Raw genomic sequence first — 19,935 nt, 5'->3', positions numbered from 1 at the left:
GTGTCCCCCGTGCCACGTTGGTACGGGGGACACGGGCGCACGATGCGGAAACCGATGAGACACAGAAGGGCCCACACCATCGCGACGGCAGGAGCCGCCGTGCTGGTCACCCTCGCCGTCCCGGGCTGCACGGCCGCCTCCGAGGAGGTACGCGCCCCCAGCCCCACGGCCCGGGGCGCCGCCCCCGCGGCGACCGTCCCCGCCGCGGCCCCCACCCCGCCGGCCCCCTCCCCGACCTACGCCCTGTCCACCGCCCCGCGCACCATCCCGGCCGTACGCGAGCACGAGCCGGCCCGCGGCCCCGGCTGGAAGCCCGCCCCCGGCGCCCGCGTCGTCGTCGCCCAGGGCGACAGCGCCGCGCTCTCCGACGAGGCCCGGCTGCTCGCCGGGGAGCTGGGCATCACCTACGGGGAGTCGGCGGCGCCGCGCGCCGGCGACGTGGAGCTCTCCGTGGAGGGCGCGGGCCGTCCCGAGTCGTACACCCTCACCGTCAAGGACGGGCGCGTACGGATCAACGGTCCCGACGAAGCCGGAGTCTTCTACGGCACCCGCACCCTCAAGCAGGCCGTCCGGGCCTCCGGCTCGGCCCCCGAGGGCACCGTGCGCGACGCCCCGGCCAAGCCCCAGCGCGGCCTCAACCTCGACATAGCGCGCAAGCACTTCACGCCCGAGTGGATAAAGAGCCGGCTGCGCGAGATGGGCGACCTCAAGCTCAACCAGCTCGGCCTGCACTTCTCCGACGACCAGGCCTTCCGGATCCAGTCCGACAGCCACCCCGAGATCGTCTCCACCCCGCACCTGACCAAGGCGCAGGTACGCGACATCACGGCGCTCGCCTCCCGGCTCCACATCACGGTCGTCCCGGAGATCGACTCGCCCGGACACCTCGGCGCGGTGCTGCGCGCCCACCCCGACCTGCAACTGCGGGACGTCAACGGCAGGGCCGTCAAGGGAGCGGTGGACATATCCGACCCGGCCTCCGCCAAGCTGATCGACGACCTGCTGCGCGAGTACCGGCCGCTGTTCCCCGGCGGGGCCTGGCACCTGGGCGCCGACGAGTACCAGGCGCTCGTCGTCCGCGACCCGCAGGCCTCCTTCCCCCAGCTCGCACGTGCCGCGCAGCAGCGCTACGGGCCCTCGGCACGCGTGCAGGACCTGGCCACGGGATGGCTCAACGACCGCGCCGCCGTGGTCCGCCCGTCGGGCAAGGCGCTCAAGGCGTGGAACGACGGCTTCTTCGCCGGCGGGGTCGCCAGTGCCGCCAAGGACATCCAGGTCGAGTACTGGACCGGCAAGGAGATCGGCGCCCGCCCGCCGCTGGAGTACCTGCGCGAGGGCCGCACCCTCGTGAACCTCAACGACGAGTACCTGTACTACGTGCTCGGCGAGCCGAACCAGTTCACCTACCCCACCGGCCGGCGCATCTACGAGCAGTGGACCCCGCTGGTCCTGCGCGGCACCACCCCCGTACCGGCCTCCTACGACGGCCAGATCCTCGGCGGGCGCCTCGCCGTCTGGGCCGACCTCTCCGGTGCGCAGACCCAGGACCAGGTGGCGGCCGGCATCCGGATGCCGCTGGCCGCGCTGTCGCAGAAGGTGTGGGACGCGCGGACGCCGCAACTGCCCTGGTCGCAGTTCCAGGCCCTCGCCGGCCGGCTCTGAGCGCACAGCGCCCCTCCGCTCCACGCTCCACGCCTGTCCGCTCCACGCCCTACGCCTGCGGGCGTCCGCCGACCCGTCTGCGGCGGTGGACCCACTCGACGGCCGGCGGCAGGGCCGTGGCCACGGTCAGGGTCCAGGCGGCGGCGCAGCCCCAGAGCAGCGGCTCGGAGACCGTGGCCGAAGCGGCGACGAACAGCGCCACCGTCGCCGCGCCCCACACCCCGGCCCAGACGGCACGGCCGCGCCGGTGCCCCGACCGCAGCATCCGGTCGAGGGCGCGGTCACCGCGCAGTTCTGCCTCGATCGCCGAGAGGGCGCGCTGCTCGCGATCGGAGAGGCCGGCTCCGTCCATCACGACGTACCTCCGTGGGCTGCCGCCGGCGGGCGCGGTGCGCAGCCTGTGGCCTGCGCATACCCGGCCTGACGCGCGTCAACCCCGGAGGCCGCCGATCCGGCCGCCCGGCGTCACCAGATGGCGTCGACCCACTCCGGGTGGTCGATGAACGGGTTGCGGTTGTGCTGGTACACGTCGAATATGACCTGGTTGCGGCGCTGCTCGAAGGCGTCCGGCGGGTCCGTCCGGTTCCACTGCTTCAGCAGGCTGATCCGGCCGAAGAGCGGGGCGGAGCCGTTGTTGACCCGGTCGTTCATCTCCAGGTCCGCGAAGCCGTCCCCGCCGTCGTAGCGGACGGCCATGTAGAGCAGCATGCGGGCCACGTCGCCCTTGACCGCGTCCCGGGGTTCGAAGGAGTCCGCGTCGGTCAGGCTGCCCAGTGCCTCGCTCACGGGGCTGCCGCCCTGGTCGAAGTCCTTGTTGCCGCGGGTGCTGTTGACCGTGACGTCCTCGGGCCGAAGGTGGTGCAGGTCGGTGCCCGGGCCGGTGGCCGTGCCGAAGTCGCCGTGGCTCTTGGCCCACACGTGCTCGCGGTTCCAGTCGTTGGCGCCGCCGCCGTTCGACGACTTGGACTGGGAGCGGCCGGAGTAGAGCAGGATGACGTTGTTCGGGTTCGCCGGGTCCTGGTCGGTCGCCTTCAGGGCGTTCCACACCCCGTCGTAGGTGACCTTGGACTGCGTCTTGACGATGTCGTGGAGGGCCGCCTTCAGCGCGGCACCGGTCTTGCCCTCGGCGGACGCGTAGTACGCGTCGTAGGAAGCGGCCGCGGCGGGGGCGGCCCCGGAGGTGCGGGGCGCCGCCGTGCCCTGCGGGCCGGCGGACGCGGCCGCCGGTACGGCGACCAGGGCGACGGCGGCGAGGCCGGCCGCCCAGGGGGTCAGGCGCGAGAATCTCATCGGGTGGGGGGTACCTCTCCGTACGCACCGTCCCCGCCCGGGGAATCGGCGGGGGATCAGGTGGCAGGCAAGAGGATCGCATTGTCATGTGCCCATCAGGCAAAAAACATGTGTCCGGGACGTGGAAGCCCGGGTGTGCGCCCCGACGGCCGCGGGCAGGGTAGCGGTGGCCCCGGCGGGGCCGGACCGAACCGCGAACAGCCCATCTGGAGCAGCCCATGGCAGTGAAGATCCTCATCGTGACCGGCGACGCGGCCGAGTCGCTGGAGGTGCTGTATCCGTACCAGCGTCTGCGCGAGGAGGGGTACGAGGTGCACATCGCGGCGCCGCAGGTCAAGAAGCTGCGCTTCGTGGTCCACGACTTCGAGGACGGCTTCGACACCTACACCGAGAAGCCGGGCTACACCTGGCCGGCCGACCTTGCCTTCACGGACGTGGTGACGGAGGACTACGCGGCCCTGGTCGTCCCCGGCGGCCGGGCCCCCGAGTACCTGCGCAACGACCCCGAGGTGCGGCGGATCCTGGCCGCCTTCGCGGAGGCCGACAAGCCGATCGCGCAGATCTGCCACGGCCCGCTCATCACCGCCGCGGCAGGCGGCCTGGCCGGCCGCCGGGTGACCGCCTATCCGGCGCTGGAGCTGGACATGAAGGCCGCGGGGGCGGAGTTCGAGGACTCCGAGACGGTGGTCGACGGCACCCTGGTCTCGGCCAGGGCGTGGCCCGACCACTCGCGCTGGATGAGGGAGTTCCTGACCGTACTGCGCGGCAAGGCCCCGGTCGCCTGACGCCTGACGCCTGACGCCTGACGCCTGACCGCGGACGCAGACGCACGGCCGGCCGCGACCCCCTGCGGCGGGGGCGCGGCCGGCCGTGCGCCGGGCGTCAGCTGCCGGTGGTGATCGCCGGAGCGGGCTCGTACTTGTAGTTCGCGCCGAAGTTCTTCTTCACGGCGGCTTCCCAGGAACCGTCCTGGACCATCTTCTTCAGAGCCTCGTTGATCTTGCGCTGAAGGTCCTTCTCGCCCTTCTTGACGCCGATGCCGTAGTTCTCGTTGCTGAGGCTCTGGCCGGTCAGCTTGAACTTGCCCTCGTTGCCCTTGCGTGCGGCGTACCCGGCCAGGATCGAGTTGTCCGTGGTCATGGCGTCGACGCGGCCCTCCTGGAGGGCGACGATGCAGTCCGAGTAGCCGCCCAGCTCCAGCAGGGCCGCCTTCGGGGCGAGGTTCTTCTTGAGGTTCTCGGCGGAGGTGGAGCCCGTCACCGAGCACATCGTCTTCGAGTTGAGGTCCTCGGCCTTGGTGATCGAGGTGTCGTTGGCGCGGGTCAGCAGGTCCTGGTGGGCCACGAAGTAGGGCCCGGCGAAATCGACCTTCTCCTTGCGCTTCTCGTTGATCGAGTAGCTCGCGACGACGAACTCCACCTCGTTGTACTGGAGCAGCAGTTCGCGGTCGTTGCTCAAGACCTGCTTGAACTCGATCTGCTCCGGCGAGTAGCCGAGCTCCTTGGCCACGTAGGTCGCGACATCCACGTCGAAGCCGGTGAAGGTGCCACCGGTCTCCCGCATGCCGATGCCCGGCTGGTCGAACTTGATGCCGATGGGAAGGGTCCCCTTGTCCTCGCCTCCCGCACCGCATCCGGAGGCGGTCAGGGCGAGGGCGATCACTGCGGCGACCGCGCCGGCCTGGGGAACCTTCATGCTTGCACTCTTTCCTGGGGGAACGCGGGACGCGTCACCGGGATCGCCGGGCGTGTGGAACCGCGAGAACGTACGACACGTCGAGACGTGTATGAGGAAGCTAGGAAGAGGGTGGCCGTAGCGTCACTACATTTGAGCGAAACTTGAGGATAACGATCCGGCTCAGCCGCAATTCCTTCGGCAAAACCGGGTCTGACCAGCAGAAAGGGGCGGGTGTGGGAACAGGTTCGGTACGCGTGGACGGGAATGCGCTGCTTTTGGGAGAAGGGGTGCAGATCCGGTTCATACGGACCTTGCGCCTGCCCGAATCCGGAACGCACTCACTGCCGCCGGGGCTGGGTGAGTTCCCGCTGCGCAGGGTCGAGGACCATCCCGACACGGTTCCGCCGGAATGGCTGGCGAAGGGCGGCGTGATGCTGCCCGTGTACCTGCGCGAGGCGATGTGGCTGAGCTTCGGCGGGACCCGGGCGCCCGCCGCGCTCCAGGTCGGCGTCGGCAAGGTGTGCGCCGTCTCCGGCGAGCGGTGGAGCGGCCGGCTGGCGCGCAGTCCGCAGAACTACGTGGTGCTGCCCCGGCAGCCCTGGCTGGACGGGATCAACTCCGGGGACGGCACGGTGCGCCAGTTTGTCGCCGTACCGCTGGGACTCGGCGCCACCGTCGAGGGGCAGGTCACCGGGGAGGAGACCACGGGCGGCGTGCAGCTCCAGGTGTTCCCGCTGGGCCGTGAGGCGCTGGCGCAGTGGCGCCGGGCGGAGCAGGCGCGACCGGCGCCGCCCCCGCCGCCGGGCGGGGGCGGGGGACTCTACGGGGGCCCGCCCGTGCAGGCCCCGACGGGCGGGGGCTTCGGCGGCCCGGTTCCCGCGCCGATGATGGCTCCGCCCGCGCCGGCCGGGGCCCCGGCGCCCCGCTCGGCGCCCGGCGGCAGGTCGGGGCCGCCCGCGGCCCCCGCGATGGGGCTCGGCGTCGGCGGCAGCATGCACCAGGAGGTCTACCGGGACGAGCGCCCGCTGTCCGACTGGGCCGAGGAGCCGGCCGCGCGGATCTTCGTGCACCTGGTGACCCCGCCCGAGTGGCGCCGCATCACCGGGGAGGAGGCTCCGCCCTCGCCCGTCGACCGGGCCGCCTACACCAAGGCCGGGCTGCCCTGGTTCGACTACTACGACGACTCGGCCGCCGATCTGGCGCCCACCGACACCCTGAGCGGGGTCAAGCCGGTGGGCGAGTGGCTCGGCGACGACCACGCCCCCTGGGTGGAGCCCGCCCCCGGCCAGGTCAAGCCGCTCGGCAACGCCCCCAGGCCGGGCAAGCCCGTACGGGACGGCGACTGGTAGCCGCAGGGGCCGGTGTTGCGGGCGGTCGGGCCGGGGCTAGCGGTGCCGGCGCCCTCGCGGCGCCCGGTGCCCGGTCCGGCCCGACTGGCCGGGAACGTGCGGCTGTTCGGGCCGGGACGGGGCCGTCCGTGGGATCATGGGCGGGCAATGCCCGCAAACGGAGGGGGAGTTCGGTGACCGGTGTACGCAAAGGGCTGGCGAAGGTGGAGGTCGCGCTGCGGTGGGACCCCAGCCCGGCGGGCACGCCCGCGAACGACCTCGACGTCGTCGCCGCGGTCTACGGGGCCGCGGACCGGCACGGGACCCCCGTCCAGCTCGTGCACTTCGGCAGCCGGTCGCCGGACGGCACCATCACCCTCAACCGGGACAGCCACACCGGCCAGGGCTTCGGCTTCGACGAGGTGATGACCCTCGAACTGCACCGGATGTCCCCCGACAAGGTGCGTGTGGTGATCGGTGTGGTCATCCAGAACACCGGGGCCGCAGCGGGCGGCACGGGTGGCGCGAAGACGTTCGCCGATGTCGCGGGCACGGGGTTCCGGATCCGGGAGGGCCACACCGACCTCGCCCAGGGCGACTTCGCGGGCCTGCCGCACGCCACGGCGGCCACCGTGGCCGAGTTCACCCGCGACGCCTCGGGTGCCTGGTCGTTCGGCGTACGGCTGGAGGGTTTCGAAGCCGACCCGGAGGAGTTCACCCGGGCCATGGGCGGGGTCCGCTGAATGCGGCGGAGACCGCCGCGGGGCCGCTCGGAGCGGGCGGCGGCCACTCGGATGAGTGGCCACCGCCCGGTCCGGGTGGCGCGCTGCCGCCGTCCCCACGAGGCAGCGCGGGCGGGTCGCCGTCCGGTCACCGGGACGACGGCCCGCCGGTTCAGGGGGCCTGGCCGGCCGCCGGCCGGACGGGGCGGTCGGGCGCGAGACCCAGGGAGGGGAGCATGACCGCCTCCACGAACCGGACCAGGTAGTCGGCGTCCGCGTACTGCCCTTCCAGCACCGGCCGGATCCGCAGCACGCCCATCAGCTGGGCCGGCAGGAACTCCACGGCGGGATGGTCCGCCACGATCTCGCCGCGGGCCACGGCCCGCTGCACCATCGCGTCGAAGGCGGCCAGTTCGGGGTCGACGAGGGCTTCGCGCAGGGCGGCCTGCAGTGCCTCGTCGCTGAGCACGGCGTGCCCGAGGGCCTGCGTCAGTCGGGTGTCGCGGCCTGAGGTGCCGGCGGCGACCCGGGCCGCCTCGCGCAGGTCGCCCGCCAGGGTCCCGGTGTCCACCGCGGCGAGGGTGCCCCGCCGGGCGGAGCGCAGGGCGGCGGCCACCAGCTGGGGCTTGGTCTTCCACTGCCGGTAGAGCGTGGACTTGCCGCAGCTGGCCCGGGCGGCGATGCCCTCCATCGTCAGGGCCTCGTAACCGTGCTCGCGCAGCTGTTCCAGGACGGCGTCGAAGAACTCCTGCTCCCGCTCCGGGGTGATCTTGGAGCGGCGCGCGGGGGTCGGCGTCGACGTCATGGGCTGCGGCTCTCCTCGGGGGCGCCTCGGCTGGTGGTTCCGCTGTGAAGTGTACGGGAACGCGACCGTATCGGTACACCAGCGTATCGATACGCCAATGTATCGATACACTGGCGTGTCGCTGTGCGCGCGACAGGACAACAGGAAGAGAGACCGGGGGATGACCGCCCACACCACGCCTGCCGGGCCGGCAGCCGGACCGAGCGCAGCCCGCCGGCGCCTCATACGCGAGCTGCTGCTCGTCGCGGGCTTCTTCACCGTCTACAAGGCGGGCCGCCTGCTCTCCACCGACCGCACCGGCGAGGCCTTCCGCAACGCGGACCGGATCCGGGACGCCGAGCGTTTCCTCCACCTGCCCGGCGAGGGTGCGGTACAGCGGCTGCTGCTCCACGGGGACGCCCTGGTGACCACCGCGAACACCTACTACGCGGCCGTCCACTTCCCCGCCACCGCGCTCTTCCTGATCTGGCTCTACGTCCGCCGTCCCGCGCACTACCTGTGGACCCGCCGGGTGCTCGCCGTGCTCACCGGAGCCGCGCTCGTCCTGCACCTCGCCTACCCCCTGGCGCCCCCGCGGATGATCCCCGCCACCGGGCTCATCGACACAGGGCAGGTCTACGGGCCCACCGTCTACCGGGCCGCGCCGGACGCCGACACCCTGGCCAACCAGTTCGCCGCGATGCCCTCCCTGCACTTCGGCTGGGCGCTGATGCTCGCGATCGGCGTGATCGCCGCGACCCGCCGGGGCGGGAAGGCCGGGATGGGCGAGGTGGGCGGCGGGAAGCGCTCGCGCCTGCGGATGCTGTGGCTGCTGCACCCGCTGGTGACCCTCCTGGTGATAGTCGGCACCGCCAACCACTACTGGCTCGACGCGATCGTCGCCGCCGCCCTGCTCGGGATCGCCCTGCTGGTGGTGCCCCGGCCGCGCGCGACCGAGCGGAACGGTGCGGCCATGGCCACGGCCACGGTCACGGGGCCGCGTACGCAGATCGGGGCGGGGGCGGGGGCGGGGACGGACGCCGACGGCGGTGATGAGGGCGCCGTACCCGGACTGCCGCGCCGCAAGGACACCGCCGAAACCGTGGGAGCGGGCAAGTGAACGACACCGCCCTCGCGGTCGGGCTCTGCCTCGCCTCGGCCGTGGCCTACGCGGCCGGCGCCGTCGCCCAGGAGCGGCTCGCCCGCGCCGGCGCCGCGCGCAGCGCCGGGGCGCTGCTGGGCTCCGGCGTCTGGTGGTGGTCGGCCGGGCTGAACGCCGCCGCGGCCCTGCTGCACGCGGCGGCACTGCGCTACGGACCCCTCACCCTGGTGCAGCCCCTCGGCGCGCTCACCCTCGTGGCCGCCGTCCCGATGGGGGCGCGCCGGGCCGGACGCCGCGTGGCGGCCGCCGAATGGCGCGGCACCCTCGCCACCGTCGCCGGGCTCGGCCTGCTGCTGCTCCCGGCCTCCGGGCCGGCCCCCGACGACACCCTCACGCTGGCCGAGGCGCTGGCCGTCTCCGGGGCGACCACGGCCGTCATCCTGCTCCTGACCGCGGTCAGGGACCCGGGCGCGGGCCTGCGGCACGCCACGGCCTCCGGGCTGGCCTCCGCCACGGCCTCCGCGCTGACCCAGACCGTGGCGGTCGCGGGCGGCCGCGGGGGATCCCTGCTGAGCGTCCGGGTCGCCGTCGTGGCCCTGCTCGTCGTGGTGTTCGCGGTCGGCGGGATGCTCCTGTCGCAGCGGGCCTACCGGGGCGGCGGGCTCGGTGCCCCGCTCGCCGTGGTGAACCTGGCCAACCCCCTCGCCGCGGCCGCCATCGGCGCGGTCCTGCTCGGCGAACGCCTCCAGGGCGGGCCGGCGGGGCTGCTGCTGGCGGGTGCCGGAGCGCTCGTCGCGGCGCGGGGCGTGGTCCTGCTGACCCGCGCCCCCCTCGCCTCGCGGGGCGCCCCGGCGCCGCCGCTGGTGCCGGCAGCCGCGGGCGAACTCGCCGTACCCGCGGGACGGGTGCCCGCCTGATCCCCGACCGCGCGGCCCCCTACTGAAACGCTTCCCGTCGCCCCGTCGCCCCGCCCGGCCCGTCGGGTTCCGGCCGTTGTCCGGGCCTGCCCGCCCCACCCCTCGGCCCCTGCCCCCGCCGCCGCCCGAGCCGGGCCCACTACCCTGGCCGCACGGCGCGACGTACGACAACGAGCGAGGAACCGGTACCGGCATGAGCATCACCCCCGTCCCCACCGCCGACCTGTACGACGAGCACGGCGAAGCCCTCGACATCTGCACCACCGGCTTCCGGCAGTTCGGCGGCCGACGGCTCTTCGCCGGCCCCGTGCGGACCGTCCGCTGCCACGAGGACAACGCCCTGCTGCGCGAACTCGTCCACACCCCGGGCGAGGGCGCCGTCCTCGTCGTGGACGGCGGCGGCTCGCCGCGTACCGCCCTGGTCGGCGACCTCATCGCCGGTGCGGCCGAGCGCAACGGCTGGGCGGGCCTGATCATCAACGGCTCGGTCCGCGACAGCGTCGCCCTCGGCGGCCTCGACCTGGGCGTGAAGGCCCTGGGGACCGTCCCCCGCAAGAGCGGCAAGACCGGCGCCGGCGCCGTGGACGAGCCCGTCACCATCGGCGAGGTCACCTTCCGCGCCGGGGACACCGTCCACGCGGACGACGACGGCGTCGTCGTCCTGCGCGGCTGACGGCGCGAACCGGCCAGGCCCGGCCTACCGGCCCTGGCCGCCGCCCGGCGCACCGGGTTTCACTGCCGGTCCATGAGACGACACAGGATCACGGGCCTGCTCGGCGCGATCGCGCTGGCCGCCGCAACCCTGGCCGCCGGCAACCCGGCCGCCGCGGGACCCGCGCACGGCCTGACCCGGGCCGACCCGCCGCCCGCCGAGTTCGGCACCGACTGGCACGACCCCCTCACCGCCGCGCCGCCCGTCGCGCGGCCCGCGACCCGGTCCTGCCGGGTGACCCTCGCGCAGGCCCGGTTCCGCGACTTCACCCCCTACCGCGGCGACTACGCGCCCCCCGCCGGCTGCGGCACGGCCGACTGGGCCGCCGTCGTGCTCCGCCTCGACGGCAAGGTCAAGGGCCGCCAGTACGACCGCCTGGGCCACCTCTCCCTGGGCGGTGTGGAAATCCTGCGCACCTCGACGCCCCAGCCCTCGCCCGACGGCATCACCTGGTCCGTCGAGAAGGACGTCACCCGCTACCGCGACACCCTCACCCGCCCGCAGCCCGTCGAGATGCTCATCGGCAACGTCGTGGACGACACCTACACCGGCGTCATCGACGTCGAGGTGACCCTGACCTTCTACGCCGCCGACGCACGCACCCCCGCACCCGACACCCCCGACCGGGTCCTCCCCCTCACCACCCCGACCGTCACCACCCCCCGCAACACCGAACGGGTGCTCGCAGAGGTGTACGCCACGGGCTCCGGCGGCGGCTGCGAGGAGTACTGGTACCTGACCACCCCCGCCGGAGCCCCGTACTCCTGCGCGGCGGACGGCGGCCCCCACCGCGAGGTCCGCGTCCTGGTCGACGGGCGACTCGCCGGCATCGCCGCGCCCTTCCCCACCGTCTGGACCGGAGGCTGGTCCAACCCCTTCCTCTGGTACGTCACCCCCGGCCCGCGCGCCTTCGACGTGCAGCCGATCCGCTACGATCTCACCCCCTACGCCGCCCTCCTCAACGACGGCCGCCCGCACCGCATCGAGGTGACCGTCGCCGGGCTGCCGACCGGACAGAGCGGCTGGAGCACCCCCGCCAACCTGCTGCTGTGGCAGGACGAGGCCCGCCACGTCGTCACCGGCGCCCTGACCCGGCACGAGGAGAGCGCCCCCTCGGGCCGCTCCCGCTGGACACCGGCCGGGCCCGGCGGACAGCACCGGGTGGACACCGAGGGCCACCACCGGCTGACCGTCGCCGGATACCTGAACACCTCCCGCGGCCGCGTGGCCACCACCGTCACCCGCTCCGTGCACCACACCTCCGCCCACCGCTGGACCGAGGGCGGGAGCCGCGACGCGCTGAACGCGGTCTGGACCGACGAGGAGAGCGTGACGCACGGCCCGACGACCACCCGGACCGACCGCACCTACACGATGGACGGCGAGACCACCCTCGGAGCCGGCGACCGCCTGCGCACGGTCCTGTCCCTGGGCGATCGCGCGGACACCACCACCCTGCGCGGCGGCCGGACCGTCGACGCCTCCCGGCTCGACGACCGCTACACCGGCGACGCCACCTACACCGCGAACGTCCCGCGCGACCAGCGCCACGCGGTCGCCACCACCTCCGCCCGGCACCGGCTGTACGGGTCCCAGGCGCCCGGCGGGTGCTACGACCGCACCGTGGACACCGTCCAGGGCACCGTGACGGTGGACCGCCGCCGCTGCTGACAGCGGCGCCCCCTACGATTCCGCCATGGACACGAGTGAGGCCGGCAGACGGCTGATCGACGGGCGCTTCGAACTGGTCGCGCCCCTGGGCAGCGGCGGCATGGGTACCGTCTGGCGGGCGCGCGACATCGCCCTGCACCGAGAGGTGGCGCTCAAGGAAGTGCGGCCGCCCGACCCGGCGACCGCCGCCGCCCAGCCCGGCCTCGCGGAACAGATGCGCGAACGCGCCGTCCGCGAGGCCCGCGCCCTCGCCCGGCTCGCCCACCCCCACGTCGTGACCATCCACCACATCGTCGAGCCCGCGCCGGGCACGGACGGGCACCCGTGGATCGTGATGGAGATGGTCCGCGGCGGCTCCCTCCACGACCGCCTGGAGTCCGGCCCCATGCCGCCCGCCGAGGTCGTGCGGCTCGGCCTCGACGTGCTGTCCGCGCTGCGCGCCGCACACGCCGAGGGCATCCTCCACCGTGACGTGAAGCCCGCCAACGTGCTGCTGCGTCCCGACGGATCGGCCGTGCTGACCGACTTCGGCATCGCCGCGCTGCACGACTCCACCGGGCTCACCGCGACCGGTGTGCTGATCGGCTCCCCGGAGTACATCGCGCCCGAACGGGTCCGCGGGGAGGAGGGGCTGGCCGCCTCCGACCTGTGGTCGCTCGGCATGCTCCTGTACGTGGCCGCCGAGGGGGCCAACCCGCTGCGCCGGGCCACCAGCCTGGCCACGGTCGTCGCCGTGCTCGACGAGCCGATCCCCGCGCCGGTGCGCTCCGGCCCGCTGGGGCCCGTACTGGAGCGGCTCCTCGTGCGGGACCCGGCCGCACGCCCCGACGGAGTACAGCTGGAACAACTGCTCCGGGACGCGAGCGCCGCTCTCGGATCCGGTGCGGGCACCGGTCCCGCCGCCACCCCGCCGCCCGTCGCCACCCCGGTCGTGCCGACCCCGTACGGGCAGTTCGGTCCGTACGCGCCGAACAGCACCCCGCACACCCCGCACGCTCCGCACACCCCGCCGCCCTACGGCTCCGGCGGTTCCCCGTACGCCGCGCCCACCACGCCCGTCCCCGTGGGCGGCGCCCGGCGCAGGCGCCCGGCCCTGATCGGCGTCGCGATCACCGCGGCCCTGGCGGCCGGCGTCGTCGGCATCGTGCAGCTGCTGCCCGACGGGAACTCCGGCGACGACGAGGCCAAGGGCGGCGCCGCGACCCGCCCGGCCGTCGCCACCTCCGCCACGCCGCCCGGGCGCACCGCCTCGGCCCCCACCCCCAAGGCCGGCGCGCAGAAGGCGGACGCGCCCCAGGGCAGCATGATGACGCCGGAGAACGTCCGCACCGCGCTGGAGGCGTTCAAGAAGGAGACGGGGACGACCACCTTCGTCGACATGACGCTCTACGACGGCTACATCCTCGCCTCCATCCCCACCGCCGCGGGCGCCGAGACCGTCGACTCCTGGCAGTACCGCGACGGCGCGGCCTCGCGCACGGGACCGGACGGCACGGTCGAGGAAGGGGAGCCGCTGATCGACATGGCGACCGTGAACTGGGACGCCCTGCCCGGCATGCTGGAGCAGTCCAAGAAGGACCTCAAGGTCGAGAAGCCGACCTCGCGCCACGTCATCGTCGACCCGTGGATGATGGACCAGGTCCCCTCGATCCGCACCTACCTCAGCGACGAGTACGGCCGCGGCGGCTACGTCCTGTGGAAGACCGACGGCAGCCTCAGGAAGGTCACCGCCACCTGACCCGGTGCGCCGACGCCGCAGGGCGGGCGCACCCCCATACCCGTGCGCGCGCGCCCGGCACCCCGGCCCCGCATTCGCGCGCCCCGCACCCGCCCCAGCCCACACCGAGGAGCCCGACCCCCATGCCCAGCTGGCGCAGCACCCTCACGGCGGCCGGGATACCCGGCACCAGCCTGCGGGACGACTACACCCGCGCCGCCCGCCGGGTGCTCCGCCGCGAACCCGCGCCGTACCTGGCGCTGCGCCTGCTCGCGGCGCCGCCCCTGGTACCGGCCCTCGCCGCCGGCCTCGCCTTCATGAACCTCGTCGACGACGTGGCCGAGACCGGCACCCCGCAGCAACGCTCCGCGGGCCTCGCCGCGTTGACCCGGCGCGTCGAGGCCGCCCTGCGGTCCGGGGACAGCCCCGACCCCGTGCTGCGGGCCTACGCCCACGCCGTGGACTCCCGGGGCCTGCCCGAGCACTGGGTCTCCCGCTTCCTCGAGGGCGCCGCCACGGCGGAGGCCGCCTTCGACGGCTTCGCCGACGAGGCGGACTTCCAGGCCTACCTCGACGCGTACGCCTGGCCCGGTGTGCTGGTCTTCACCGGCCTGCAGTACCAGGGCGGCCCGGATCCCGAACAGGCCGCGGGCTGGCGCCGGTTCGTCGACGCCGCCCAGCGCGTCGACTTCCTCGCCGACCTCCACGGCGACCTCGCCGACGGCAGGCTCTGCCTCCCGCGCGCCCGCCTCCACGAGCACTCCGTGACCCGGGCCGACCTGGAGGGGGCCCGTGACACCCCTGCCGTACGGGCCCTCCTCGCCGCCGAGGCCCGGCGCGCCCGCGCGGCCCTCGACGCCGCCCACGGCATCGGCGACTTCGCCGAGCCCGGCCTGCGCCCCGTCGTCGCCACCATGGCGGACCTCATGGCGCACCAGCTGACCGCCGTCGAGCGGGCCGGCGTCGGCGCCCTGCGCCGCGACGTCGGCTACGGCCTCACGGCGCCCCTGCGGATCCTCCTGCGCGCCGCGTCGGCCGGCCGCGGCCGCGGCCGCGCCCGCACCGGCATCGGCTAGTAGGGGCCGTTGACGTTGTCGATGGAGCCGTAGCGGGCGGCCGCGTAGTTGCAGGCCGCGGTGATGTTGGCCACCGGGTCGTACGAGTCCAGCGAAGTGCCGGGCACGTGGTAGGCCTTGAAGGTCGGGTCGATGACCTGGAGCAGACCCTTGGAGGGAATTCCGTTCCGGGCGTTGATGTCCCACAGGTTGATCGCCTTGGGGTTGCCCGAGGACTCCCGCATCACGTTGCGGTGAATTCCGTTGTAGCTTCCGGGAATACCGTGCTTCGCCATCACGGCGAGGGACTCGCGGATCCACCCGTCGAGATTGTTCGGGTAGGAGGAGGCCGGCTTGGCGGCGGTCTTCGCCGCGGACTTGGCGGCCGCCGCGGCCTTCGCCTGGGCACCGAGGGTCAGTGTGATACCGGGCCGGATGACCGACGGGTTGTCGCCGACCACCGCGCGGTTCGCCTCGTAGAGCTGCTTCCATCCGCCACTGACGGAGTGGTCCGCGGCGATCTCCGAAAGGGTGTCGCCGACCACCACGGAATACGTGGTCACAGGGGCCGTCGCCACGTTCGCCACGTTCGCCGCGGTGACGGTGGCCACCGCTGCCGCCGGCGCGCCCGTACCCACCGCTCCTGCGGTGGTCGCGCTGATCAGCGGCAGCGTGAGAGCCGCGCCGCCTGTGCCTGCGAGGGCCAGCTTGCGGGTGATCGGGTTCTGCTTCGGCCGACGGTGCTTACCCTTTGCAGGCATGGCGGAATTCCTCACGTGGGGGGACGGGAGAGCCGGGTGGCGGGGCCTGTTCGGCCGCCCGTCACCTGGAGTGAGGTGACCGTAGGTGAGCCCGCCGGGCGGGAACAAGCCCCGAATTCCACCCATAGATCGACATCCCGCAATCCGCCCCGGAAATGACCTTGTGGACATCTCGGCGAAAAGGCCGATTCCCTTTCCGGGAAAAGGGAATCGGCCACTCGCGGGAAATGATGTTGGCGGGCCCCGCGTGACTGACATCACGGGGTCGGGGCTCCCGGTGCAATAGGGGCAAGTCCGCTGTCTGGCGGGCTCATTCGGGCGACTCGTGCGTAGAGGTCAAATCGCCCATGAGGGATGCTTTCCGGCGTCGATTTCCCCCTCAGGGGCCCATTTGCCCCCGGCGCTGTCCGCAGAGGGGCTCCCCGAGTGCCGCCAACCGCTCCAGGACGGCCGTCACCGCCGCCTGCGAGGCCGGGAGCAGGGGGAGCCGGACGTCGGCGGTCGGGATGCGGCCCTGGGCGTGGAGCACCCCCTTGACGACGGCCGGATTGGGTTCGGCGAAGGCCGCCGCCGACAGCCCCGCCAGCGCGTGCCCCAGCGCCCGCGCGCGCACCGTGTCACCCGCCCGCCAGGCCGCGGCGAGCTCCGCGAACCGCTCCGTCGCCAGATGGGCGGAGGCGAGGATGCCGCCCGACGCCCCCAGGGCGAGCATCGGCGACACGAACACGTCGTCCCCGGCCAGCACGTGGAATCCGGCGGGCCGGTCGCCGAGCAGCTCCACCGCGTCCTGGTCGACGCTGCCGGTGGAGTACTTCACCCCGGCGACCCCGGGGAGCGAACCGAGGGCCCGCAGCGCGGCGGCGTCCAGCGGCTGCCCCGTGCGGTGCGGGATGTGATAGACGACCAGCGGTACGGGGCTCACCTCGGCCAGCCGTCCGAAGTGCGCCAACACCCCGGCCGCCGAAGGCCGTACGAACGACGGGACGGTGACGAGCGCCGCCCCCGCCCGCGGCCCGCGGGCCAGCCCGGCCAGCGAGGCCTCCGCGGCCCGGGTGCCGACCGCCCCCGCGCCGACGGTCAGCATCGCGCCGCGTTCCCGGCAGACCCGGGCGCACACGCCGGTGACGAGGCCGCGCTCCGGTTCGTCGAGGCAGGCCGCCTCCCCGGTGGTGCCGAGGGCGACGATCCCGGTGGCGCCCGCGTCGAGCACCTCGTGGGCGAGCGCCTCCAGGGCTTCGGCGGCGATCGCGCCCGTGCGCGTGAACGGGGTGACGAGCGGTACCTGGATCCCCTGCAGGGCGACCGTCCGCGCGGCGCTGCCCGCGAGGCCCCCGGTGCTGTTCTGTGTCGTGTCCTGTGCCATGCCCACGAGCCTGGCCCGCCCCGAGCGCCGAATCCAGTTCACGTTTCTTAGGCAACACGTAAGCTGAGCCGATGCTCGATGTACGGCGGCTGCGCCTGCTGCGCGAACTCGCCCGCCGCGGCACGATCGCCGCCGTGGCCGAGGCCCTCTCCTTCAGCCCTTCGGCGGTCTCCCAGCAGCTCGGCGTGCTGGAGCGGGAGGCCGGGCTGCCCCTGCTGGAGCGCACCGGGCGGCGGGTCCGGCTCACTCCCGCCGGGCAGAACCTGGTCGGGCATGCCGAGGCCGTCCTGGAACGGCTGGAGCAGGCGGACGCCGACCTCGCCGAGGCCCGCGGGGGCCTCGCCGGCGCCCTGCGGATCGGCGCCTTCCCCACCGCCACCCGCGCCATCGTCCCGGCGGCCCTGGTGGCCCTCGCCCGCCGCCACCCGGGTCTGGAGCCGATGGTCTGCGAGACCGACCCGGCGGCGGTCGCCCACGCCCTGCGGGCCGGTGACCTGGACGTCGCCCTGGTCCACTCCTACGACTTCGTCCCCGCCGAGCGCGAGCCGGGCCTGACCACCGAGCCCCTCTACGGCGAGGCGATGTACCTGGCGGAGCCCGCCGGGGGAACGCCCCGGGCCCCCGACAGCCCCGGGGCGCCCGGCACGCGGGGCGCACCGGGGGCGGAAGCCGGCGGTCCGCCCGCCGGGGACCTCCCGCAGCCGCCGCCGGCGCCCGACCAGGGCGCGGTCCTGCGCGCACACGCCCGGTCGCCCTGGATCACCGCCACACCGGGCACCCTCTGCCACACCATGACCATGCGGGCCTGCCAGGCGGCCGGCTTCACGCCCCGGGTCCGCCACCAGGTGGACGAGTTCGCCACCGTGCTCGCGCTGGTCGCCGCGGACCAGGGCGTGGCCGTCGTACCCCAGCTCGGGGTGGCCGCTCCCGCCGACCCGGCCGTGCACCTCACCCGGCTGGTGATGCAGCGGCGTACCCGCCTCGCCTTCCGCAGCGGAGCCGGCACCCACCCGGCCGTGGCCGCCTTCGGCGCGGCACTTCGCGCCGCGGTACCGCCGGATCTGGCCGGGTCGCGCGCCGAAGCGTGACACAACTCCCTTACCGGATGCCGTCCGTGTACGTTCGTTGATCCAGACCGAACCGACCAGAACGGAATACGACGTGACGCATCGCGTACGAGGGGTCATCGCCCGGAGCAAGGGCGCACCGGTGGAGACGACGACGATCCTCGTGCCCGACCCGGGACCGGGCGAGGCGCTCGTCCGGGTGCAGGCCTGCGGGGTCTGCCACACCGACCTGCACTACCGCGAGGGCGGGATCAACGACGAGTTCCCCTTCCTGCTCGGCCACGAGGCCGCCGGCGTCGTCGAGTCCGTCGGGCCGGACGTCACCTCCGTGGCACCCGGCGACTTCGTCATCCTCAACTGGCGTGCGGTCTGCGGCACCTGTCGGGCCTGCAAGCGCGGACGCCCCTGGTACTGCTTCGCCACGCACAACGCCACCCAGCCCATGACGCTGGAGGACGGCACCCCGCTCTCCCCGGCGCTCGGCATCGGGGCCTTCGCCGAGAAGACCCTGGTCGCGGCCGGCCAATGCACCAAGGTGGATCCGGCCGCCTCCCCGGCCGCGGCCGGACTCCTCGGCTGCGGCGTGATGGCCGGCCTCGGCGCCGCCCTCAACACCGGGAACGTCGCACGCGGTGACTCCGTCGCCGTCATCGGCTGCGGGGGAGTGGGCAACGCGGCCGTGGCCGGCGCCAGGCTGGCGGGCGCCTCGAAGATCATCGCGGTGGACCTGGACGACCGGAAGCTGGAGTGGGCGCGCGGCCTCGGCGCCACGCACACCGTCAACGGCCGCACGGATGACGTGGTCAAGGCGATCCAGGGACTCACCGGCGGCAACGGCGCCGACGTCGTCATCGACGCCGTGGGCCGCCCCGAGACCTACCAGCAGGCCTTCTACGCGCGCGACCTCGCCGGGACCGTGGTCCTGGTCGGCGTGCCGACTCCGCAGATGAAGCTCGAACTCCCCCTCCTGGACGTCTTCGGCCGCGGCGGCGCCCTGAAGTCCTCCTGGTACGGAGACTGCCTGCCCGAGCGGGACTTCCCCCTGCTGATCGACCTCTACCTGCAGGGCCGGCTCGACCTGGACGCGTTCGTCTCCGAGACCATCGCGCTCGACGGCGTCGAGGAGGCCTTCGCCCGGATGGAGCGCGGCGAGGTGCTCCGCTCGGTCGTCGTGTTCTGAAGCAGCCCCGAAGGCCCCGGGCCGGACGGTCCGGGGCCCGTGCGTCCCGAGGGTCAGGCCGCCCGCCACAGCGCCGGTACGGACGGCGGCTCCCAGCCGCGCTGCGCCGTGTGCGACTGGAGGCAGACGTAGCCGCGGCCGCCGTGCACGACCCGTTCGCCCGCCCGGTACGCGGTCCCCACCGCCCAGGCTCCGCCCGGCGGGGGCGTGCCGGGCGGGGTGGGGCCGGGCCCCGGATCCTGGGCGAGGTCCAGGACGAAGTCGAAGGCCGCCTCGCGCCCGCCACCGGCGTCCCGCACGGTCATCAGCAGCCGGGGGTCGAAGATCGCGTCGGTGTTGTTGCGGGGCTCGTTCGGGAAGTACAGCTGTGTCGTCAGCACCGGACGGCCCGGGGCCTGCACCTTGACGTGGAGGTGCCGGGTGCGGCCCGGGTAGAGACCCGGGACGATCGTGGTCAGCGCGAAGGAGCCGCGCGAGTCGGTGTACTGGTGACCCCGCAGCCGGTACCGGACGTTGTCGTAGGCGCCGTTCGCGTCGGCCTGCCAGAAGTCCAGCAGGGCGCCCGCGACCGGCAGGCAGGCCCGGCCGAAGACATAGCCCGTCACCGTCAACCGCGTGCCGGGCATGCCGGGCTCCAGCAGGCTGGTGCGTTCGGGCGAGGCGGGCTTGAAGTAGGGGCCCTCGGTCTGCTCGGGGGTGGGGTGGTCGCCGTCGTCGCACGCCGGGGTCAGCGGTACGGGTGCGGCGTCCGGGGTGAAGGTGCGGGCCAGGGCCGGGCCGCCGATGAGGACCACGGGTACGGCTGCGGTGGCCGCGAGGGCCGCGCGCAGCACGGACTTGCGGGTGATGCGGCGGGGCCGCTCGGGGTCTGCGGGGCGTAACGCGTCGTCGCTGTCCCTGCCCGGATCGCGCATGCCTGCCTCCTTG

General features: G+C 74.1%; 19 protein-coding genes. 12 read left to right on the top strand and 7 right to left on the bottom strand.

Annotated elements, in window-relative coordinates; all coding sequences use genetic code 11:
- The first annotated feature begins 54 nt into the window (after nt 1-54).
- On the top strand, nt 55-1,662 hold the full coding sequence (locus AVW11_RS07310) for a beta-N-acetylhexosaminidase (RefSeq protein WP_240528140.1): 1,608 nt from the start codon (nt 55-57) through the stop codon (nt 1,660-1,662).
- 49 nt (nt 1,663-1,711) lie between these two features.
- Here AVW11_RS07310 and AVW11_RS07305 read toward each other — a convergent pair whose 3' ends face one another.
- Both AVW11_RS07305 and AVW11_RS07300 read right to left on the bottom strand, forming a co-directional pair.
- Complete coding sequence (locus AVW11_RS07305) at nt 1,712-2,014, bottom strand: DUF3040 domain-containing protein (protein WP_060178435.1); 303 nt, start codon at nt 2,012-2,014, stop codon at nt 1,712-1,714.
- 113 nt (nt 2,015-2,127) lie between these two features.
- The gene (locus AVW11_RS07300) at nt 2,128-2,952 is read right to left on the bottom strand and encodes an endonuclease I family protein (RefSeq protein WP_076043551.1); all 825 of its coding nucleotides are present in this window, start codon (nt 2,950-2,952) and stop codon (nt 2,128-2,130) included.
- A gap of 218 nt (nt 2,953-3,170) precedes the next feature.
- On the opposite strand from AVW11_RS07300, the gene AVW11_RS07295 reads away from it, so the two are divergent.
- Entirely contained in the window at nt 3,171-3,737 is a 567-nt protein-coding gene (locus tag AVW11_RS07295) for a DJ-1/PfpI family protein (protein WP_060178433.1), read from the top strand.
- Between the two features lie 97 nt (nt 3,738-3,834).
- On the opposite strand, the gene AVW11_RS07290 is transcribed toward AVW11_RS07295, so the two are convergent.
- The gene (locus tag AVW11_RS07290) at nt 3,835-4,647 is read right to left on the bottom strand and encodes a glutamate ABC transporter substrate-binding protein (RefSeq protein ID WP_030843341.1); all 813 of its coding nucleotides are present in this window, start codon (nt 4,645-4,647) and stop codon (nt 3,835-3,837) included.
- A gap of 215 nt (nt 4,648-4,862) precedes the next feature.
- On the opposite strand from AVW11_RS07290, the gene AVW11_RS07285 reads away from it, so the two are divergent.
- Both AVW11_RS07285 and AVW11_RS07280 read left to right on the top strand, forming a co-directional pair.
- Nucleotides 4,863-5,978 (top strand): hypothetical protein, encoded by a 1,116-nt coding sequence (locus tag AVW11_RS07285; protein WP_076043550.1) that lies wholly within the window; start codon nt 4,863-4,865, stop codon nt 5,976-5,978.
- Between the two features lie 173 nt (nt 5,979-6,151).
- Complete coding sequence (locus AVW11_RS07280; protein WP_076043549.1) at nt 6,152-6,700, top strand: TerD family protein; 549 nt, start codon at nt 6,152-6,154, stop codon at nt 6,698-6,700.
- A 151-nt stretch (nt 6,701-6,851) separates the two neighbouring features.
- On the opposite strand, the gene AVW11_RS07275 is transcribed toward AVW11_RS07280, so the two are convergent.
- Complete coding sequence (locus tag AVW11_RS07275; RefSeq protein ID WP_051699780.1) at nt 6,852-7,484, bottom strand: TetR/AcrR family transcriptional regulator; 633 nt, start codon at nt 7,482-7,484, stop codon at nt 6,852-6,854.
- Between the two features lie 160 nt (nt 7,485-7,644).
- Here AVW11_RS07275 and AVW11_RS07270 point away from each other — a divergent pair, with 160 nt between their 5' ends.
- From AVW11_RS07270 to AVW11_RS07245, 6 genes are all read left to right on the top strand, one after another.
- Entirely contained in the window at nt 7,645-8,583 is a 939-nt protein-coding gene (locus AVW11_RS07270; RefSeq protein WP_076043548.1) for a phosphatase PAP2 family protein, read from the top strand.
- Nucleotides 8,580-9,482, top strand: coding sequence for a DMT family transporter (locus tag AVW11_RS07265; protein ID WP_063898496.1), 903 nt, complete (start codon nt 8,580-8,582; stop codon nt 9,480-9,482). The genes AVW11_RS07270 and AVW11_RS07265 overlap by 4 nt, the downstream gene beginning before the upstream one ends.
- 193 nt (nt 9,483-9,675) lie before the next feature.
- Nucleotides 9,676-10,155 (top strand): ribonuclease E activity regulator RraA, encoded by a 480-nt coding sequence (rraA, locus tag AVW11_RS07260; RefSeq protein ID WP_030843328.1) that lies wholly within the window; start codon nt 9,676-9,678, stop codon nt 10,153-10,155.
- A gap of 72 nt (nt 10,156-10,227) precedes the next feature.
- Nucleotides 10,228-11,865 carry a peptide-N4-asparagine amidase gene (locus tag AVW11_RS07255; RefSeq protein WP_076043547.1) on the top strand — a complete coding sequence of 546 codons (1,638 nt, stop codon included), beginning with the start codon at nt 10,228-10,230 and terminating at the stop codon, nt 11,863-11,865.
- A gap of 25 nt (nt 11,866-11,890) precedes the next feature.
- Nucleotides 11,891-13,603 carry a serine/threonine-protein kinase gene (locus AVW11_RS07250; protein WP_206281885.1) on the top strand — a complete coding sequence of 571 codons (1,713 nt, stop codon included), beginning with the start codon at nt 11,891-11,893 and terminating at the stop codon, nt 13,601-13,603.
- A gap of 122 nt (nt 13,604-13,725) precedes the next feature.
- Nucleotides 13,726-14,658 carry a squalene/phytoene synthase family protein gene (locus AVW11_RS07245; RefSeq protein ID WP_076043546.1) on the top strand — a complete coding sequence of 311 codons (933 nt, stop codon included), beginning with the start codon at nt 13,726-13,728 and terminating at the stop codon, nt 14,656-14,658.
- On the opposite strand, the gene AVW11_RS07240 is transcribed toward AVW11_RS07245, so the two are convergent.
- Entirely contained in the window at nt 14,655-15,398 is a 744-nt protein-coding gene (locus tag AVW11_RS07240; protein ID WP_076043545.1) for a LysM peptidoglycan-binding domain-containing protein, read from the bottom strand. The genes AVW11_RS07245 and AVW11_RS07240 overlap by 4 nt on opposite strands.
- A gap of 379 nt (nt 15,399-15,777) precedes the next feature.
- Nucleotides 15,778-16,761: a dihydrodipicolinate synthase family protein gene (locus AVW11_RS07235; protein WP_076043544.1), complete on the bottom strand. Its 984-nt coding sequence runs from the start codon at nt 16,759-16,761 to the stop codon at nt 15,778-15,780.
- A gap of 71 nt (nt 16,762-16,832) precedes the next feature.
- On the opposite strand from AVW11_RS07235, the gene AVW11_RS07230 reads away from it, so the two are divergent.
- Both AVW11_RS07230 and AVW11_RS07225 read left to right on the top strand, forming a co-directional pair.
- A complete protein-coding gene (locus AVW11_RS07230) occupies nt 16,833-17,849 on the top strand; it encodes a LysR substrate-binding domain-containing protein (RefSeq protein ID WP_076043543.1) in 1,017 nt (338 codons plus the stop codon).
- 73 nt (nt 17,850-17,922) lie between these two features.
- Nucleotides 17,923-19,008, top strand: a complete 1,086-nt coding sequence (locus AVW11_RS07225; RefSeq protein ID WP_076043542.1) for an S-(hydroxymethyl)mycothiol dehydrogenase — start codon at nt 17,923-17,925, stop codon at nt 19,006-19,008.
- A gap of 53 nt (nt 19,009-19,061) precedes the next feature.
- Here AVW11_RS07225 and AVW11_RS07220 read toward each other — a convergent pair whose 3' ends face one another.
- On the bottom strand, nt 19,062-19,922 hold the full coding sequence (locus AVW11_RS07220; protein ID WP_167389215.1) for a dioxygenase family protein: 861 nt from the start codon (nt 19,920-19,922) through the stop codon (nt 19,062-19,064).
- Between the last annotated feature and the right edge of the window lie 13 nt (nt 19,923-19,935).

The sequence above is a fragment of the Streptomyces amritsarensis genome (assembly GCF_001953875.1).
Taxonomy (GTDB): Bacteria; Actinomycetota; Actinomycetes; order Streptomycetales; family Streptomycetaceae; genus Streptomyces; species Streptomyces amritsarensis.
The sequence above is the reverse complement of the archived record's forward strand: the minus strand, read 5'-3'. Positions and strand labels throughout refer to the sequence as shown.

Excerpts from the sequence above, each read along its gene's own strand:
- AVW11_RS07310 (WP_240528140.1), top strand. The coding sequence starts at position 55 with ATGAGACACAGAAGGGCCCACACCATCGCGACGGCAGGAGCCGCCGTG.
- AVW11_RS07305 (WP_060178435.1), bottom strand. The coding sequence starts at position 2,014 with ATGGACGGAGCCGGCCTCTCCGATCGCGAGCAGCGCGCCCTCTCGGCG.
- AVW11_RS07300 (WP_076043551.1), bottom strand. The coding sequence starts at position 2,952 with ATGAGATTCTCGCGCCTGACCCCCTGGGCGGCCGGCCTCGCCGCCGTC.
- AVW11_RS07295 (WP_060178433.1), top strand. The coding sequence starts at position 3,171 with ATGGCAGTGAAGATCCTCATCGTGACCGGCGACGCGGCCGAGTCGCTG.
- AVW11_RS07290 (WP_030843341.1), bottom strand. The coding sequence starts at position 4,647 with ATGAAGGTTCCCCAGGCCGGCGCGGTCGCCGCAGTGATCGCCCTCGCC.
- AVW11_RS07275 (WP_051699780.1), bottom strand. The coding sequence starts at position 7,484 with ATGACGTCGACGCCGACCCCCGCGCGCCGCTCCAAGATCACCCCGGAG.
- AVW11_RS07270 (WP_076043548.1), top strand. The coding sequence starts at position 7,645 with ATGACCGCCCACACCACGCCTGCCGGGCCGGCAGCCGGACCGAGCGCA.
- rraA (WP_030843328.1), top strand. The coding sequence starts at position 9,676 with ATGAGCATCACCCCCGTCCCCACCGCCGACCTGTACGACGAGCACGGC.
- AVW11_RS07255 (WP_076043547.1), top strand. The coding sequence starts at position 10,228 with ATGAGACGACACAGGATCACGGGCCTGCTCGGCGCGATCGCGCTGGCC.
- AVW11_RS07250 (WP_206281885.1), top strand. The coding sequence starts at position 11,891 with ATGGACACGAGTGAGGCCGGCAGACGGCTGATCGACGGGCGCTTCGAA.
- AVW11_RS07245 (WP_076043546.1), top strand. The coding sequence starts at position 13,726 with ATGCCCAGCTGGCGCAGCACCCTCACGGCGGCCGGGATACCCGGCACC.
- AVW11_RS07240 (WP_076043545.1), bottom strand. The coding sequence starts at position 15,398 with ATGCCTGCAAAGGGTAAGCACCGTCGGCCGAAGCAGAACCCGATCACC.
- AVW11_RS07235 (WP_076043544.1), bottom strand. The coding sequence starts at position 16,761 with ATGGCACAGGACACGACACAGAACAGCACCGGGGGCCTCGCGGGCAGC.
- AVW11_RS07230 (WP_076043543.1), top strand. The coding sequence starts at position 16,833 with ATGCTCGATGTACGGCGGCTGCGCCTGCTGCGCGAACTCGCCCGCCGC.
- AVW11_RS07220 (WP_167389215.1), bottom strand. The coding sequence starts at position 19,922 with ATGCGCGATCCGGGCAGGGACAGCGACGACGCGTTACGCCCCGCAGAC.